The 17,325-nt window shown below is 44.9% G+C and carries 16 protein-coding genes and 2 riboswitches; of the genes, 2 read left to right on the top strand and 14 right to left on the bottom strand.

The window, feature by feature from the left end:
• Window positions 1-77 precede the first annotated feature (77 nt).
• A riboswitch (FMN riboswitch) is annotated at window positions 78-193 on the bottom strand.
• 159 nt (window positions 194-352) lie between these two features.
• Window positions 353-3,190, top strand: a complete 2,838-nt coding sequence (locus ACIZ62_RS00175; RefSeq protein WP_414150989.1) for an EAL domain-containing protein — start codon at window positions 353-355, stop codon at window positions 3,188-3,190.
• A gap of 65 nt (window positions 3,191-3,255) precedes the next feature.
• On the opposite strand, the gene ACIZ62_RS00170 is transcribed toward ACIZ62_RS00175, so the two are convergent.
• The 5 genes from ACIZ62_RS00170 to ACIZ62_RS00150 all read right to left on the bottom strand — a co-directional run bounded on the left by ACIZ62_RS00170 (window position 3,256) and on the right by ACIZ62_RS00150 (window position 6,552).
• Window positions 3,256-3,840 (bottom strand): thiamine phosphate synthase, encoded by a 585-nt coding sequence (locus tag ACIZ62_RS00170; protein WP_414150988.1) that lies wholly within the window; start codon window positions 3,838-3,840, stop codon window positions 3,256-3,258.
• 72 nt (window positions 3,841-3,912) lie between these two features.
• Window positions 3,913-5,067: a 2-iminoacetate synthase ThiH gene (gene thiH, locus ACIZ62_RS00165; RefSeq protein ID WP_414150987.1), complete on the bottom strand. Its 1,155-nt coding sequence runs from the start codon at window positions 5,065-5,067 to the stop codon at window positions 3,913-3,915.
• A 1-nt stretch (window position 5,068) separates the two neighbouring features.
• Entirely contained in the window at window positions 5,069-5,833 is a 765-nt protein-coding gene (locus ACIZ62_RS00160; RefSeq protein ID WP_414150986.1) for a thiazole synthase, read from the bottom strand.
• Between the two features lie 81 nt (window positions 5,834-5,914).
• Window positions 5,915-6,109: a sulfur carrier protein ThiS gene (thiS, locus tag ACIZ62_RS00155; protein ID WP_111888526.1), complete on the bottom strand. Its 195-nt coding sequence runs from the start codon at window positions 6,107-6,109 to the stop codon at window positions 5,915-5,917.
• A 158-nt stretch (window positions 6,110-6,267) separates the two neighbouring features.
• Window positions 6,268-6,552 (bottom strand): hypothetical protein, encoded by a 285-nt coding sequence (locus ACIZ62_RS00150; RefSeq protein ID WP_111888527.1) that lies wholly within the window; start codon window positions 6,550-6,552, stop codon window positions 6,268-6,270.
• A 220-nt stretch (window positions 6,553-6,772) separates the two neighbouring features.
• Here ACIZ62_RS00150 and ACIZ62_RS00145 point away from each other — a divergent pair, with 220 nt between their 5' ends.
• The gene (locus tag ACIZ62_RS00145; protein ID WP_111888528.1) at window positions 6,773-7,576 is read left to right on the top strand and encodes an HAD-IIA family hydrolase; all 804 of its coding nucleotides are present in this window, start codon (window positions 6,773-6,775) and stop codon (window positions 7,574-7,576) included.
• Window positions 7,577-7,636: 60 nt separating this feature from the next.
• Here ACIZ62_RS00145 and ACIZ62_RS00140 read toward each other — a convergent pair whose 3' ends face one another.
• From ACIZ62_RS00140 to nikC, 9 genes are all read right to left on the bottom strand, one after another.
• The gene (locus tag ACIZ62_RS00140; protein WP_414150985.1) at window positions 7,637-8,401 is read right to left on the bottom strand and encodes an ABC transporter ATP-binding protein; all 765 of its coding nucleotides are present in this window, start codon (window positions 8,399-8,401) and stop codon (window positions 7,637-7,639) included.
• A complete protein-coding gene (locus ACIZ62_RS00135; RefSeq protein WP_414150984.1) occupies window positions 8,394-9,227 on the bottom strand; it encodes an ABC transporter ATP-binding protein in 834 nt (277 codons plus the stop codon). The genes ACIZ62_RS00140 and ACIZ62_RS00135 overlap by 8 nt, the downstream gene beginning before the upstream one ends.
• Entirely contained in the window at window positions 9,224-10,120 is an 897-nt protein-coding gene (gene opp1C, locus ACIZ62_RS00130; protein ID WP_414150983.1) for a nickel/cobalt ABC transporter permease, read from the bottom strand. Before opp1C ends, ACIZ62_RS00135 begins: the two co-directional genes overlap by 4 nt.
• Window position 10,121: 1 nt before the next feature.
• Entirely contained in the window at window positions 10,122-11,048 is a 927-nt protein-coding gene (gene opp1B / locus ACIZ62_RS00125) for a nickel/cobalt ABC transporter permease (RefSeq protein WP_111888532.1), read from the bottom strand.
• A gap of 40 nt (window positions 11,049-11,088) precedes the next feature.
• Window positions 11,089-12,684 (bottom strand): nickel ABC transporter substrate-binding protein, encoded by a 1,596-nt coding sequence (gene nikA, locus ACIZ62_RS00120; protein WP_414150982.1) that lies wholly within the window; start codon window positions 12,682-12,684, stop codon window positions 11,089-11,091.
• A gap of 212 nt (window positions 12,685-12,896) precedes the next feature.
• A riboswitch (cobalamin riboswitch) is annotated at window positions 12,897-13,092 on the bottom strand.
• A 177-nt stretch (window positions 13,093-13,269) separates the two neighbouring features.
• On the bottom strand, window positions 13,270-14,025 hold the full coding sequence (locus ACIZ62_RS00115) for an ABC transporter ATP-binding protein (protein WP_322519601.1): 756 nt from the start codon (window positions 14,023-14,025) through the stop codon (window positions 13,270-13,272).
• A gap of 3 nt (window positions 14,026-14,028) precedes the next feature.
• A complete protein-coding gene (locus ACIZ62_RS00110) occupies window positions 14,029-14,814 on the bottom strand; it encodes an ABC transporter ATP-binding protein (RefSeq protein ID WP_414150981.1) in 786 nt (261 codons plus the stop codon).
• A gap of 69 nt (window positions 14,815-14,883) precedes the next feature.
• Complete coding sequence (locus tag ACIZ62_RS00105; RefSeq protein ID WP_111888536.1) at window positions 14,884-16,440, bottom strand: ABC transporter substrate-binding protein; 1,557 nt, start codon at window positions 16,438-16,440, stop codon at window positions 14,884-14,886.
• Entirely contained in the window at window positions 16,437-17,324 is an 888-nt protein-coding gene (gene nikC / locus ACIZ62_RS00100; protein WP_414150980.1) for a nickel transporter permease, read from the bottom strand. Before nikC ends, ACIZ62_RS00105 begins: the two co-directional genes overlap by 4 nt.
• Window position 17,325 lies beyond the last annotated feature (1 nt).

Here is a 17,325-nt window from a genome sequence, read left to right as displayed (position 1 = left end):
ATCGTTGTATAAAAAAAACTCTGAAATGGTTACCATTTCAGAGCTAAATAAACAAAGATTATCAACAAGCAAAACTTTATTATCTTCTTTCATCCAGACTTTAACTGTCGGCCTCGGAATTTCACCGAATCATACCTTGCGGTTCGTGGGCTATACCACCGGTAGGGAAACAATCCCTGCCCTGAAGACTTCATATTTAATTGAATAAACTGTATCATATTGCTATATTTCTGTCAATACCTTAAAAATTATTTTTCTTTAAGCTCATTTTCGTTTATAATAGGAGCATGAAACGAGCGAACACTCAGCATTATAAATTTGACTGAACCTTCAGAGAGAGGATGGAGCACCTGTGCAGTGGTTTAAAAAAAGCCTGATCCGGCGGATCGGGACAATTGTTATCGGATTTATTATTGTTGCCTTTGCTGTCTATGGGATTATTTCCATCCAATTATTGAGTAATTTTTTTGAGGATCACAGCAAAACGGAACTATCTAAGGATGCTTTGCAGATTGCCACTGAAATTGATAAATTCATTGAAAAGAATATTGTCATCGTGGAACAGATGAAAACCAACCAGGATTACCAGGCTATTACCGAAGCGCTCAATACCCGGGAAGAAAAACGACAGCATCCCCTGTTTAACGTCGTGTCCCAGGAACTTCTGGCAATTAAGGCCTCGGACCCCAATATTTCTCTGGCTTATATCGGCGTCACAAAATCCAATGATGTGATTTCTTCCACCGTCGATTTTGATCCGAGACCCGACTATGATCTGAATAAACGACTTTGGTATATTGAAACCTTAACATCCCGGGGTGTGACGGTTACTAACCCCTATATTGATATTGTCACTGAAGAAATGGTCGTGTCCATCACTACCCCGATCCTTAAAAATAACGACGTTATCGGTGCCATGGGTATTGACTTACAGGTCTCCGATATTTCCAAGCTGATGGATACTTACAAGGTCGGCCAGAACGGCTATACCCTTTTGATTAATAAAGATGGCAGTATTTTTTACCATCCTCAGGATCTCAAATTTTATTCTGCGGATGGCCCCAAACCTTTTTCCTATCTTGACAATTATGTCGACGAAATCACCTCTGGAAAAAGCGGCGTGATTGAATGTCATCAGGGAAACAATGCCAAATACATTGCCTACGTTCCTACCCGGTCTTCCAACTGGACGGTGGCAACCGTGATACCCCGATCAGAAGTCCTGGCCCCGCTGAATCAGTTTATCGTTAGTTTGCTCTTTATTTCGCTGCTTCTGCTTTTTTTGATTGCTTTGTTTATCAGACAGATGACCCGGCTTATTTCAGAACCGATTGTGACCATTTCCGACTCGGTTGAAACCTTCAGCCAGGGTGATCAGGAAATCAATCTACCGGACAGTTTATATCGCCGGGAGGATGAGATTGGCATTTTATCCCGAGGTCTTAAGATGATGAGCCGCCGGATTACGGAGTATATCGAAGCGGTCCAGACCAACAATATTGCCCTAAATAAAGAAATTGATAAACGTCAGGGCGTTCAATCCCAGTTGGAAATGATTCTGGAATTACTGTCCGGCACCGACGAAGGGATCTTTATCCTGAATAATGAGTTTTTCTGCATCTACAATAATGCGGCCTTTTCCAGAATTATCGGTATTCCAGAAGAAGCAATCCCGACTCTAAACTTGTCAGAGAACAATATTCTTATCAATGCACCACTGGTGGACAGCCTGCAAATGAATCCGATCTGGTCCGGTGAAATCGAATATAGCCTGACTAAAGAAGAGATCCTCTTTCTTTTCCTGCGCATCAGTAAGGTAAAAAATGGCGAGGATGATTACTATATCGGTAATATCACCAATCTCACAGCCCATAAACAAATTGAAAAAGATATTTACTATCTGAAATATTTTGATAATCTGACCAAACTGAACAATAAGGTGTTTCTGGATGAATCAGGAATAAATCTCATCAGTGGTGACACTGATAATGTTGGCAATCACGCCCTAATCCTGATCAATATCGATAATTTCAGAATCATCAATGAGGCCAAAGGTTTTGATTTCGGCAACAAGGTCCTGATTGCTCTGGGCAATCGTCTTAAAACCTTAATCAGTGATCAGGATGTGTTAGCCCGTCTGGGCAATGACGAGTTTGGCATCCTGAAAGCGCATGTTGCTTCCAATGAAAATTTGTATGAATATATCCTGGGCTTAAGCAAGGCCTTGGAAAAACAGATTGCCATCAATGACGAAGAACTCATTGTTGACGTCAGCATGGGTATCAGTCTCTATCCCAATGATGCCAACCACTATCCCAAACTGTTAAAAACGGCCGCTTCAGCCCTTAATAACGTAAAAGCTAATAAGGGCCGCCGTTTTGAATTCTATGACAAAGAAATTAACACCCTCTCGATTCAAAAATACGAGCTCCAGAATAAACTGCGCAATGCCCTGAGCAACCAGGAGTTTGTGCTTCACTACCAGCCGCAGATGAATATGGCCACCAATCAGATCGTTGGCCTGGAGGCATTGATCCGCTGGAACAGCGCCAATGGCATGGTTCCCCCAGCAAGCTTTATTGCCATTGCCGAAGAATCAAATCTGATTATTCCGCTTGGCGAATGGGTGCTGGAAAACGCCTGTGAATTTGGAAAAAAACTGGCCACCTTGGGTTATCAAACGCCGATTGCCGTTAACCTGTCGATGCTTCAGTTTAAGTCACCTTATATTGGCGATCTGCTCCAATCGATCCTGACTAAAACCAACCTCCCGCCGGAACTGCTGGAACTGGAAATCACCGAGGGTATCCTCATGGATAACGAGGATGAATGTGAATCCATCCTTAGCCAGTTCCATGCGATGGGGATTCAGATATCGATCGACGATTTTGGAACCGGCTACTCCTCCTTGAGTTACTTGAAAAAATTTGCCGTCGATAAGATTAAAATCGACCGCTCCTTTATAAAAGGCATTCCCCATTACGACAACGGCACCATTGCCAAGGTCATCATTGAACTGGCCGGCAATTTCAATCTCCAGGTCATTGCCGAAGGGGTGGAAACCCCAGAACAAATTGACTTTTTACTCAAAAACAATTGTCACATTGCCCAGGGCTTTTACTACGCCAAACCGCTTGATGAGGACGAACTGCTAGCTTTTATGGAAAAATCAAAAAGGGATAATGGCTAAGCCATATCCCTTTTTTGTTTAAACCCGATCGCTTCAATTATGGTGGTGTTATTAAAAACAATTCATTAAAAGATAAATCGCTGAGCCAGGGTTTCCGGATGATCGGTGGTCATCGCTTCGCTCATGATGCAAACCCCTTTGGCGCCAGCCATCAAGGCGATTTTGTAATTGACTTCGCTAATGCCACCGATAGCAAAAACTGGGATGGTGACACCATCGCATACTTCTTTTAAAAAACGGAGTCCCCGCGCCGGCAGATTTTTCTTGCACTCGGTGGGAAAAATATGACCGGCGATTAAATAATCGGCTCCCAATGCTTGCGCTTCGCGGGCCTGTTCGACTGTGTGAACCGATACCCCCACCCGGTCGAATTTTTTTAGCATTTCACCATGTCTTCTCATCTCATCAATGGATACCTGAACAGCGCCCACATTTAACCGCTGTGCTGTCGCAATATCCTGATTGATAATCAGGTTTACCTGGTGTCGTTCACAAATTTCTTTTATTTTTATAGCCAGTTCTTGATAATCTGTTTCACTTAATTCTTTTTCTCTTAGCATAATGGCATAAGGCTTCCCGCTGGCAATTTTATCGATGCGATTTTCAAAATCGTCTGTGCATAATTTCTGGTTCGTTATACAAATGAGCATATTCGGCTCCTTCCTTTTCTTATTCTTAGTCTATCATATTTGGGGAAAAAGAAAACCGCCAATTTAATCGATTTATACCCGAATATAGTCGGTATAAACCGGCTGGAGCCCGCGATTTAAAATCATCTGATGAACCTCGCTGACGCTTCGGGGATCGGAAATTTCAAACTGTTCATCACCTTTTTCTTCCTCTTCATGGCCGCCCACCCCGACACGAACGCCAGCGGAAATTTTTGTCGCCACCATCCCAATCACATGATCACGAAATCCGGCCCGTTCCCGGGTTGAAATCGTGATCCCCGCAAAGGGCATCAGCAAGCGGTAAGCCAACATCACCTGCAGCAGTTGTTGCTCATGAACATCGTTGGGATTGTTGTCGGCATTGTTAATAAAGGGTCTGAGCCGTGGGGTAGAAAAGCCGATTTCGGCATGGGGGTATTTCTGCACAATAAAAGCAGCATGCAACCCGGTCGCAAAGGCGTCTTTTCTAAAATCATCCAACCCCAGCAGCGCCCCAAAAGAGACCCCGCGCATGCCCCCCATCAAAGCCCGCTCCTGGGCATCAAATCGATAGGGAAAGACCCGCTTGGAACCGCTTAAATGAACCTGTTCATACTTGCCAAGATTATAGGTTTCCTGATAGACTGAGACAAAATCGGCGCCGCATTTTTTTAGATCGGCATACTCATCAACATTCAGAGGATAAATTTCTATCCCCACGGTAGAAAAATATTTTGTTGCCATCTTAATCCCTTCACCAATATAGTCAACCCCGGAATGATGGCGGGATTCGCCCGTTAAAATCAGAATTTCTTTTAAGCCCGTTTTGGCAATGGCTTTTAATTCTTCTTCCATTTCAGCCAGGCTAAGCTTTCCCCGACGGATTTTATTTTTGCAATTAAATCCACAGTATACACAGTTATTTTCACAATAATTGGCAATATAGAGCGGCGTAAACAGACCGATGCTGTTACCAAAATGCTTTCTGGTTTCAAGAATAGCTTTTTTTGCCATTTCTTCTAAATAAGGTGTCGCGGCTGGTGATAATAAGGCTCCATAGTCTTCTATTGATAAATGATCTTTTTTTAGCGCCTGTTTTACATCCCCGGATGTAACCTTTAAATAGTCATAGTTATCCACATTTTTTAGGACCTTATCCAGAATCTCCGAAGTGATTCTCTCCATACCCGGTTGATATGCCATCGGATCTGTTCGTTTTTTTTCCATCTTAGTCCTCCAAAAATCCCGTTAAGGGACTGGATGCTTCCCCCTGAGTTAAGACTCGGCCCAGCCCGGCCAGATAGGCATTTCGGCCTGATTCAATGGCCTGACCAAAGGCTCTGGCCATCAGCGGAATATTTTTAGCCGTTGCTACCGCGGTATTGCACATCACTGCATCGACCCCCATTTCCATCGCTTCGCAAGCCTGAGATGGCCGCCCGATGCCGGCATCGACAATAATTGGAACTGCGATTTCACTCACTAGAATCTCGATAAAATCACGGGTGCAAAGGCCCTTGTTGCTGCCAATGGGAGAAGCCAGAGGCATGACTGCCGCCGCCCCGGCACTGACTAAATCCCGTGCCACATTTAAATCCGGGTACATATAGGGCATTACCACAAAGCCGTCTCTCGCCAGGATCTCCGTCGCTTTAATGGTTTCATAGTTATCAGGAAACAAATACTTGGAATCCCTAATAACTTCCACCTTGACAAAATTCCCGCAATCAATTTCCCGGGCCAGCCGGGCGATTTTTACCGCTTCTTCAGCCGTTCTGGCCCCAGAGGTATTGGGCAGCAGGGTAATATGCCTGGGAATATAATCCAGAATATTTTCTTCGCCACCCAGATTTGCCCGCCGCAGCGCCAGAGTCACCATTTCTGCGCCACCATTCTCAACCACCGCCTTCACAATTTCCAGTGAAAACTTGCCGGAACCCAGAATAAACCGGGAATTAAAGTTGTGTCCACCAATTACTAATTGATCTGTCATTTTTTTCTCCTTTGTGACCTTATTGCCACTAACCCCATTGTTTCTACAGTCGTTACCGATCTTTCCGTTTCTTAGTTTAGCTCAACCCCCGCCCACAAAGCGAACCACTTCCAGGGTATCCTCATTACAAAGTATTACCGCATCATAGGTCGGTTTCGGGACGATTTCGCCGTTTCTTGCCACCGCCAGGGTGGCCACATCAAACTGATTATCAACTAAAAACTGCAACAGATTTTGATTGCTATCCAGGCTCATCTCTTTTCCATTAACTCTCATTTTTTTCTCCTTCACTGTTTTTAAACGCAAAAAAAGCACAAAACGCGATTACACCCTTTCGGTGGTGCACCCCATTTTGTACTTCTATTAAGCTCTTAATATTCTGATTTTATTACATCACATCGCTAAAGTCAAGCCCCGTTTAAAGCGGTGTTCTCCTAACTTCTGGTGTAGGCATTAAAAGACGCCATTTTACTCTTATCTTCTTCAATTTCCAGGATTTCTTTTTTTAAGGCTTCAAGTCGCTCCGTCAGAGCGCCGACTTCCGCTTCATCAACGAAGCGATTCGTCACTTCTTTTTTTATCCCCAATGCCAAAAGCTGATCATCCTTTTCCTCATATTCTTTTCGAAGCATTTCCAGATTGGCTTCACAGCTGATCAGTTCTTTTTTTATCATCCGCATCACACGCATATCATCATAGTTTTTTAAGATTGTATCCATTTGGGTTCCTTGCCTTTCTGAAATAGTATATTTTTAGTTTATCACAGTTGCCCATGTAAATAATTATGCGAAGTCTAAAAATTTTTGCCAATCGTGATTTATATCAAATTTTTACATTTATTTACATTTTTTTACATAAATTGCCCTTATTTTTAAGATGAATCCTGATTAAATGGGGTATAATAATGTAAATAACTGAAAATTAATTGGAGGAACAAACATGAACGAAGAATTATTAGAATTGATTAAAAATAAAAAGGGCTTCATCTGTGATATGGATGGTGTAATTTACCATGGTAACAGACTTTTACCAGGGGTAAAGGAATTTGTGGATTGGCTTTATGCTACCGATAAAAATTTTCTCTTCCTGACGAATTCGAGCGAACGTTCACCCATTGAACTAAAGGAAAAACTGGCCCGGTTGGGTCTGGAAATTGATGAGAGCCATTTTTACACCAGTGCTCTGGCAACCGCAAAATTTTTAAAGGATCAATCGCCAGGCTGTTCGGCCTATGTGATTGGTGAAGCAGGATTGGTTAATGCTCTTTATGACGTCCAGATTACGATGAATGATGTGGACCCGGATTATGTCGTTTTTGGCGAAACCCGTTCTTATAATTATGACTCGGTGCTAAAAGCCGTAAAACTGATTCAAAAAGGTGCCAAACTGATTGCCACCAATTCAGATTTAACTGGCCCCACCGAAGACGGTATTGTTCCTGCCTGTCGAGCCTTTGTGGCACCGATTGAGCTGGCTACCGGCAAGGAAGCCTATTACATCGGTAAACCCAACCCACTAATGATGCGTACCGGGATCAAGCGTCTGGGTGTTCACAGTGATGATGCCTTAATTATTGGCGATCGCATGGACACCGATATCATTGCTGGTATCGAATCTGGCCTCACCACCTTCTTAGTTCTCAGTGGTGTGTCCACTCGGGAAACCGTTGATGATTTTCCCTACCGCCCCAATTATATCCTCACCGGTATTGATGAGATTGTTGATGGACTGGGACTGCAATAAAAAAGGAATGGAAAATCAATGAGACGTCATTTTAGACGCCTCTTTTTTTATACCTCATTTTCACACCTCAAACGGAATCACCGATGCCAGCAAATCTCTGGCATACTGGTTCTTGGCCATCGCCAATTCGCCGCTTTGCAGCTCTTCGACAATCTTTCCCTGATACAAAAAAAGTATCTTGTTGCACAGATGAGACACTGCCTGCAGATCATGGGCAACAAAAAGATAGGTGATGTTCATCTCAACCCGCAACTGATGAAGTAATTTAAGGATCTGCGATTGCACCGAAACATCCAGAGAGCTGATTGCTTCATCCAGCACAATAAACCGGGGATTGGTAGCAATCGCTCTGGCGATACACACCCGCTGCAGCTGACCGCCGCTAAGTTCATGGGGGTAACGGTTTTTAACTGCTTGCTCCAACCCCACCTTTGCCAACAGTCTTTCAATGTGCCGATCCAAATCCTTAACTGCACCGCTGGCATAAAGGGGTTCGGCAATCGCTTCCGCCGCGGTATAGCGGGGATTCACCGAAGCGGTGTAATCCTGGAACACTACCGACATTTTCCCCTTATTGTTCTTAATCCATTGGTTTGCCGGTAATCCTTCAAATAAAATACTGCCTTTATTCGGCTTCTCCAGACCCATGATCAGCCGGGCCAGGGTGCTTTTTCCGCTGCCACTTTCACCAATTAGCCCGACGCATGACCCCGCTTCAATGGTCATGTTCACCCCGTTTAAAATCTTTGCCCGGGAGCCACCAAAATTGACCCCCACCTTTAGATAACTTTTTTCCAAATCCTTTATTTCTATCAGCTTAGCCATTGTGGTCTCCTTTTCTCATCGCCTTTTTAAACGACTCGGTCAGTTCCAGCCGGGTGTCAATGAGATATTTGGTATAGGCATGCTGGGGATTTCTAAAAATATCACCGGCATCGCCATATTCGACCGCCGCCCCATCCTTCATCACCAGCAGCCGATCCGACAGATGTTTAACTACCCCCAGATCATGCGAAATAAAGATCAGGGCCGTTCCCATTTTTTGCCGGATCATTTTAAATTCCTCCACCACCTGTCCCTGATTAATGGAATCCAGGGCGGTAGTCGGTTCATCTGCGATAATCAGATCGGGCTCCATTGCCAGGGCAGTGGCAATCATACACCGCTGCAGCATCCCTCCGGAGAGCTGATGAGGGTATTTTTTAACCACCTGTTCCGGATCATGAATATTCATCAGACCGAGGGCTTCTTTGGCCAGTGTTAGGCTTTGTTTCCTGGTGAGATTTTTATTCTCGACAAAGGTTTCGGCCATCTGATCACCGATTTTTGCAATCGGATCAAAGGCTGACATGGCATCCTGAAGGATCATTGCGATCTGTTTGCCGCGGATCTTTCGCATCGTATTTTCATCCTCTTGCAACAGATCCCTTTCGCTGTCCTGAGACTTAAAGACAGCGGCGCCCTGACTTTTGAGCCAGGGATTGGTAATTCCCAGCAAGGCTCTGGTAATCATCGATTTACCACTGCCACTCTCACCGACAATCCCCAGACAACTGTTTTCTACCACAGAAAAGCTGACATCATGGATGATTTCATCCTGATCCCGTAAATCGGTAACGCTGAGATTTTTTACATCCAGTAATACCCTCATTGGGTCACCGCCTTTTTCCGGGCAAACAGGGAATCAAGCAAAGAATATCGCTTTGTACTAAATCCCTTATTGATTTTGGGATTTAGGGCCTCCTGAATACTGTCGCCGAGAAAATTAAAGGCGGCCACCACCAGAAAAATGGCCATCCCCGGTGCCAGCATCTGGCCGGGATTGGTCGTCATGACATTTTTAGCTTCATTGAGCATCATCCCCCATTCGGCTGTCGGCGGCTGAACCCCCAGACCCAAAAAGGAAAGCGCCGAAATATTTAGAATAATCGCCGCTGTATCCAAGGTGGCCAGCACCGCAATATCACCAATAGCGCCAACTAACAGGTGTTTTCTGACAATGTGCCAGTTTGAGCAACCGGCGACCTTGGCAAAGCGGATATAGTTGCTATCCATAAACGAAATGACAATCGAGCGAATCATCCGCACATACCAGGCCCATTTGGCAATCACCGTTGCCAGAACGATATTGGTGATCCCCGTTCCCAAAATCCCCACAATCGCAAGAATCAGCACCTCACTGGGGAAGGATAACATGATATCACAGATCCGCATAATCACATCATCAACCGTTCCTCTGAAATAGCCGGCAATGACCCCCAGGACAGTACCAATCAGAATGGTGACAATCATCGTCAGCACCGAAACGAGGATCGTCACCCGGCCGCCATATAAAATCCGGGAATAAACATCCCGGCCCAATTGATCCGTGCCAAATAAATGGGCCAGCGATGGGCCCTGAAACTTATCAATGATGTTCTGAGCGGTAGGGTCATAGGGCGCTACCAAGGGTGCCAGAACAGCCAGACCAATCACCAGTAAGAGAAAAAAACTAACCCCCATCGCTAGGCGGTCCTTTCTGAACCGATTCCAAAATCCTGCCATCTCACGTCTCCCTTCTTCTCGGATCAATCCAAACGGATCCCAGATCTACCAGTAAATTACAAAATACGAATAACACCGCCATGATCAGCACATAGGCCTGAATCATCGGAAAATCCCGATTGAAAATTGCTGTCACACAGAGCCGGCCGATTCCCGGCCAAGCAAAGATGTTTTCAATCACGACGGTCCCGGCAATCAGCTTGGGAATCGACATCCCCAGGGCTGTTAAGGAGGTTTGCAGGGAATTTTTAAAGACGTGTTTCATTATCGTCTGTTCCTTTAAACCCCGTACCCGACCATAAAGCACATAATTCTCCCGCTTGTTCTGAATCATGTTGTTCCGAATCAACCGGACATAGGTGGCAATATATCCCAGTGACAAGGTCACCGCCGGTAGAATCACCGAAGCCGGAGACGTCATCCCACTGGTCGGCAGCCATTTAAGCTTCACGGCAAAAAGCCACATCAGCAGAATGCCCGCCCAGAAGCCCGGAATCGCCGTTCCCACAAAAACAATCCCCCGCATCGTTTTATCCGTGATGCTATTCTCTTTCACAGCACATAACACCCCGGCTGCCACCGAGATAATAACGATGATCAACAGCGAAACACTGGCCAGATAAAGAGTCGGCGGCAATGCCTTGGCGATTTCTTCACCGACTGGTTTGTTATTGGCATAGCTGTTACCAAAATCACCCTGAAGGGCATTGCTAAGCCAAGTCAGATAGCGGGTCATAAAAGGGTCATCGAGTCCTAATTGCTCCCGCATCTGGGCAATATTCTCTGCGGTCGGGGTGACCTCATTGACCCGAATGGCGACTTCGGCCGGATCACTGGGGCTTAAATTAATTAATATAAAGGCAAAAAAGGAGATTCCGATTAAAATCGGAATCATCCACAGGAGCCTTTTGACAATGTAATGCTTCATGGTCTTACTCCCCTTTATTTTTCCAGTTTGTTATTCATAACTACTTGGAAAAGTACATTTTTTCAAATGGTATTTCATATTGAGAATCGTTAAAGGTTACCCCATTTAAACCATCGATGGCCACCGCTTTGGTTTTTGAGTAAGAAATCGGTATATACACATACTGGTCATTAATATAGGTTAGCACCTCTTTGTACATCTCGGCCCGTTTGGTGTCGTCAGCTTCAATCATGATCTTGGTAATGGTTTCATCCAGCCACTGTTTCTTTTCCAGTCCAACCTGAGCCTGATAATCGCCATGGGCGGGAATTCGCCACGATGAAACATAAGATTGGGGATCGTAGGGGGTTCCCCATGACAAAGAATATTGAAGATCAAAGTCGCCGGTTTTCTGACGATCCAGGAAGGCCTGTTTTTCTTCTCCAAGAATATTCATCTTGATGCCAACGGCGGCCAGATCGGCTTGAATCGAGGCGGCAATAGTACCTTCCTGGGCATTTTTGGAATTATAGGAAAGGGTGATTTCACATTTTTGGCAATCTTTTTCGCGAACCCCATCAGTTCCCAGCTTCCAGCCGGCTTCATCTAATAATTGTTTAGCCTTTTCCTGATTATAAGAAATCGTTTTTAAATCAATGTTACAATAGGGGACCTCTTTTGATAACAGCGTATCCGCCTGATCTTCAGATCCGTTTAAAATTCCCTGAATGATATTTTCCTTATTGACCGCATATTCAATCGCTTCCCGAACTTTAATATCTTTGGTAATCGGTGAATTACTATTGATGAGAATCGCTCTGGACGCTATCGGTTCACTGATATAGGTTTTGTAGGCGCCTTCATCTTCCAGTTTTTTATACGAATCCAGATCAACCTGATCACCATCTGCTCCGAAGAGTAAATCTACTTCGCCGTTCTGAAGGGCTAATAAAATTGTCTGAGGATCTGGCATGACCTTCCAGTTAACGGTTTTTATCTTCGTTTTTTCGCCCCAATAATTTTCATTCTGGGTAAAGGTAGCGTACTGGTTATCAACATGCTCGGATAAAACCCAGGGACCGGTGCCAATATAACCACTCACGCCTTCTTCGGTGGTGCCATTAACAAAACAATTGGGTGAAATGAATCGGAACGGCCGGGTCAGACCCAACTCCACCAGGGTGGGGTAATAGGGTTGCTTTAATACCAATTTGTAAGTGTGCTCATCGACTACCACATTTTCCTTGATCTCATTGACCATATCCAGCCAGGCATGCCGTTCCAGATTTCCGACGATGGCATCCATATTCAGTTTGACTGCCTCGGCATTAAAGGCCGCACCATCCGTAAAGGTAACTCCTTTTCGCAAATGGAAGGTATATTCCAGTCCATCCGCAGAAATTTCCCAACTTTCCGCCAGTGCCGGCTTCACTTCGCCGTCTTCATTTTTCGTGAGACCTTCAAAAACCATGTTTTGAGCTGACATCTCACCCGAATACAGATGCGGGTTAATGTCCCGGATATCCTTGGTACAGGCATAATTTAATGCTTCTTTAGTGGAAACATCAGAGTTTGCCGAGGTGCTGCTACATCCTGCAAAAATACCGGTACACAGCACCGCGGCGACAAGTACCGCTAAACCTTTTTTTAACTTCATTTTCTTTTCTCCTCTAAACTACTTGTTTTATTTGATAAACTTCCAGTTTCATGCCATTGTCTTTTGTAGCAAAGAACCTGAGCTTTATCACAACATTAAAGATTTGTATTTTTGAGGAATTTTTTCCATAAAAAAACCCCACCATCTCAGAAAAGATAGTGAGGTTGCAAAAAAAGCCTGCTAAAAAAAACACCTCCTCTATCACACGTAGAGATTGAGTAATTAAAGCAGGCAGGTCTTCTGGCTAAAGCGTCAACATTACCTCCTGCCTTCCCATATCATGGTGGCATTCCTGGAGGAACTCTTCTCATACAGCGGCGGGACCGCGTGGGATTTTCACCCATCTTCCCTTTTCACCGACCTGTAATACATTGGATTACTGCCGGCACCTGTTTTATTAATATTCAATTTAATTATAAGCCGGTGTTTTAATAAAAAATAATCAAAACACTAAAAAACAGAAACAATCACTTGTCTTTCATTGTTTCTGTTTGTCATTTTAACACGTTTAATCTGCTTTCGCAATCTTTTTAAACCGATATGATATTCTTTTTAAGAATACCTTTATATGCCAGAGAAGTTTACCTATAAGATTGACTCAATGAGTTTTTTAGTATAATCCTGTTGAGGATTTATGATAATCTCATCCGGCGTTCCTTCTTCCACCACATGACCATGATGCATCACCAGAACCCGATCACAGACTTCCTGGACCAGGGCCAGGTCATGACAGATCATGAGTTGTGACATTCCCAACTCTTTTTTTAATTGCGTCAGCAGTTTCATAATTTGGGCTTGAACCGTCACATCAAGGGCGCTGGTTGCTTCGTCACAGATCAGTAGTTGGGGTTTGATGGCAATGGCTCTGGCAATGGAAGCCCGCTGACATTCCCCGCCACTGACCTGATGGGGATAGCGGTCGGCAAATTCAGGGCCTAATTCACAGATGTTGAGATATTTAATGGCTCTCACCCGGGCTTCCTCACGACTGATCCCTTGATTGATCATACTCTCCATGATGCCATCTCCCAGTTTAATCCGGGGATTAAAAGAATCCACTGGCATCTGAAAAACCATTTGAATGTCCCGATAGACCTCCCGCTGGGCTTTCCCGCTCAGACCAATAATGTCTTTTCCACCCAGTCGAATTTCGCCTTTATCAGCCGCTTCCAGACCGGTAATCATTTTTGCCACGGTGCTTTTCCCGCTACCGCTTTCCCCAACCAGAGCCAGACATTCCCCTTTGCAAAGATGAAAGCTGACATCATCAACTGCATGAATGCTTATTTTTCCCTTATGATAGGTTTTACTTAAGTTGCTAACTGCTAAAAGCTCACTCATCTTTCACCTTCTCCGAATTCTTGGGACGGCCTGAATCAACGCTCTGGTGTATGCCTCCTGGGGATCATCGATGACATCCCGGGTATCTCCATACTCCACCAGACGACCTTGACACATCACCGCTACCTTATCGGCCATGTAAGAAACCACCCCAATATTATGCGTGACAATGACAATTCCGGTTCCAAATTCATCCCGTAGCGCCATCATCTCTTTGACAACCTGAGCCTGAACCGTCACATCCAGAGCCGAGGTGGGCTCATCGGCAAAGAGCAGATCGGGCTCCAGAATCATCGCCATCACAATCCCCACCCGCTGATTCATACCGCCCGATAACTCAAAGGGATAACTGTTTAAAATACGCTCACTATCTTTGAGATTAATCTTGTTAAACAGGGTATCCGCCCGCCTCCTCACCTCTTGACGGTCCTTAAAACCATGTTGTTCCATGGTTTCATAAAGCTGCTCACCGATCGTTCTTATCGGGCACAAGGCACTGCCGCAGTTTTGAAAAATCATGCCCATTTCCGGTCCCCGCATGGTTCTGAGCGCTTCAGCATCGAGGTCAATCACGTTCTGGCCTTTGTAAAAAATGTCGCCACGATTAACCCGGCCGGCGCAGTCCAATAAGCCCATCGTCGCCCTGATCAGGGTGCTTTTTCCGCTTCCCGATTCGCCCACTATCCCCAGAATCTCGCCCTGCTTCATCTTCAGGTTAACACCGGTGACCATCGGCTGTCCGTCATAGGAAATTTCTACATTTTGAAGTTCTAATAATGGTTGCTGCATCGTTTTATCCTTTTGATCGGAATTTTTTTCTCGGAGTTTTTTATGCTCAATTTTTTATGCTCGCATTTTTTATTCAGTGATATCCAAATCGGCGGTAATTTCGTAGTAATCGGATGGGTGGGCAGTAAAACCAGTCACTCCTTTTTTCATAACGAAGGACATTTTTAAATGCGATGCATAAATATAGGCGTTATCATTTAAAATCTGTTGTGCAATTCGAGTGGCTAAATCACTGCGTTTTTCGACCTCAAATTCATTTCGCAGCTCAGCAACCAGGGTTTCAACCGTATCATTATGGTAATGGCCGCGGTTGTAATCAGAATTGTCAACAACATGGGTGGTGAAATAGTATTGTGGGTCTCCGGTTGGTGCGGTTACAAAGGCATTGGCAAAAACATCATAGTCACCGGCTTTTAAGAAATCCTTATAGCTGTCAGTCGCATTGACTAAAACGTCGATTCCGACTTGCTTATAGGTTGCCTGAACCGATTCTGCCAGTAGCGGCAATTCCTGTCGGGAGGTATAGGTCAGCCATTTAATCGAAAGTTTCTGACCATCCTTTTCCCGGATACCATCGCCATCGGAATCAACCCAGCCAGCTGCATCCAGAACTTTCTTGGCCCCTTCGATATCATAGCTGGCGTCCTTAACTGCATCACCACCAAAGGTGAAGTTAGCTGGGAATGGCCCAACCGCCGGTGTTCCGTTTCCATATAGTAACACTGAAGTAAAGCCATCTTTATCGATACTCATGGCCATCGCTTGACGAACAGCATCATCCTTAATCACGGCTGAATTATAATTCAAAGCCGCCTGGTAAACTCTTGAAGTATTGGTTGAGCTAATGGTATAGTCATCGTTATTCTGAAACAATTCCAGGCTGGCATAAGGCAGACCCTGCGCCGCATCAATTTCGCCGCTTTGAAGAGCCATCGTCAGGGTATCGCCATCGGTGATACTCTTGACATTGACAGTACCAACCTTTGGTTTTCCACCCCAGTAATCCATATTGGCTACCAGATTAATTTCCGTATCGGTGATTGTTTTTGCCACATAGGGACCCGTTCCGACCACGTTTTTATCAGCAGTAACGCCGGCTTCCATATCGATAATACATCCATAAGGGTCACACAGGTAGTTGACCAATGCCGGAGACTTGATTGCAGTTGTGATCGTAATGCTTTGACCATCAGCGCTAATGGATTTGATTTGCAAGTCTTTGGGCGCTCGATCATGAACAGCGATCAGATTATCCAGACAGGCTTTAACCGCTTCGCCTGTCATTTTCTTGCCATTCGAAAAGGTTACATCGTCTCTTAAATTAATTTTTACCGTAACATCGTCCAGCTGCTCAAAATCGGTAGCCAGCCAGGGTTCCAGTTCCATCTTTTCATTGAATTTAAACAGCGTTTCACCGACACCATAACGCAGTGTCGACCAGCCGATATATGATTCATGGGGGTTCATTCCCACATTCGAATTACCCACACTGTAGGCCACCGTTCCGTAATTAAAGACCTTTTCTTCCGCACTTTTGGTGCTGCCGGCGGTTCCACAACCGGACAACATCCCGGCAACCAAAACACCGGTTAACATTAAGGTTAATACCTTGCTCTTCATTTTCATTTTTTCCTCCAATTCAATTTCGCTTTTTTTGATTTGGGATCCATCACATCTCTGAGCGTATCCCCCAGTAAGTTAAATAACATTACCGCTATAAAAATAGCACAACCTGGTGCTAGAATTACCCAGGGCGCTGTTTGTAGCATACTCCGCCCGTCACTCATCATTGAACCCCACTCAGCAATCGGCGGCATGGCGCCAAGCCCTAAAAAGGATAAACCAGCCAGCTCCATCATCATGGTGCCAATATCCAGGATCGCAGTGACCAGAATTGGGCCGGTGATATTTGGTAATATATGTTTAAAGACAATCTTTGTCGGTCGCGAACCACTGAGCTTTGCCGCAGCTATATAGGGCATATTTTTAATGCCTAAAACCTGTCCCCTGGCCAGCCTGGCAAACTTTGGCCAGGAAATACAAGCCAGTGCCACCACCGCATTGATGATCCCACCGCCTAATACGCCGGCCACCGCAATGGCAAAAACCATCCCGGGAAAGGCCAGAAATATATCAGACACCCGCATAATGAAGGAATCCACTTTTCCACCCTTATAGCCACAAAACAACCCCACCAGAGTTCCGACAACCATGACGATGCCAACCAGTAGCAAGGCGGAGTAAATGGTAGTTTGCCCCCCCATAATTACCCGGGATAACATATCCCGGCCATAGCGGTCAGTTCCCAGCAGATGTTTCGAACTCGGAGACTGCAGTGCAATGTTCAGATCCTGTCCATAGGGATCGTAAGGTACAATCTTTGGCGCAAAGGCGGCAATTAGCAAAAGCAGCAGAGTCAAGGTCAGAAAAATATAAAATTTTACCATGGTTCGGTCTTTTTTCTGATGGTGAACACGCTCCGAAGCAGAACGGATAGTTGTTACATCCATG

This window comes from Acetobacterium carbinolicum (genome assembly GCF_047456275.1).
In the GTDB taxonomy this organism is placed as follows: domain Bacteria; phylum Bacillota; class Clostridia; order Eubacteriales; family Eubacteriaceae; genus Acetobacterium; species Acetobacterium carbinolicum.
Note: the sequence above shows the minus strand (reverse complement) of the source record. Positions and strands in the feature narration are given on the sequence as shown.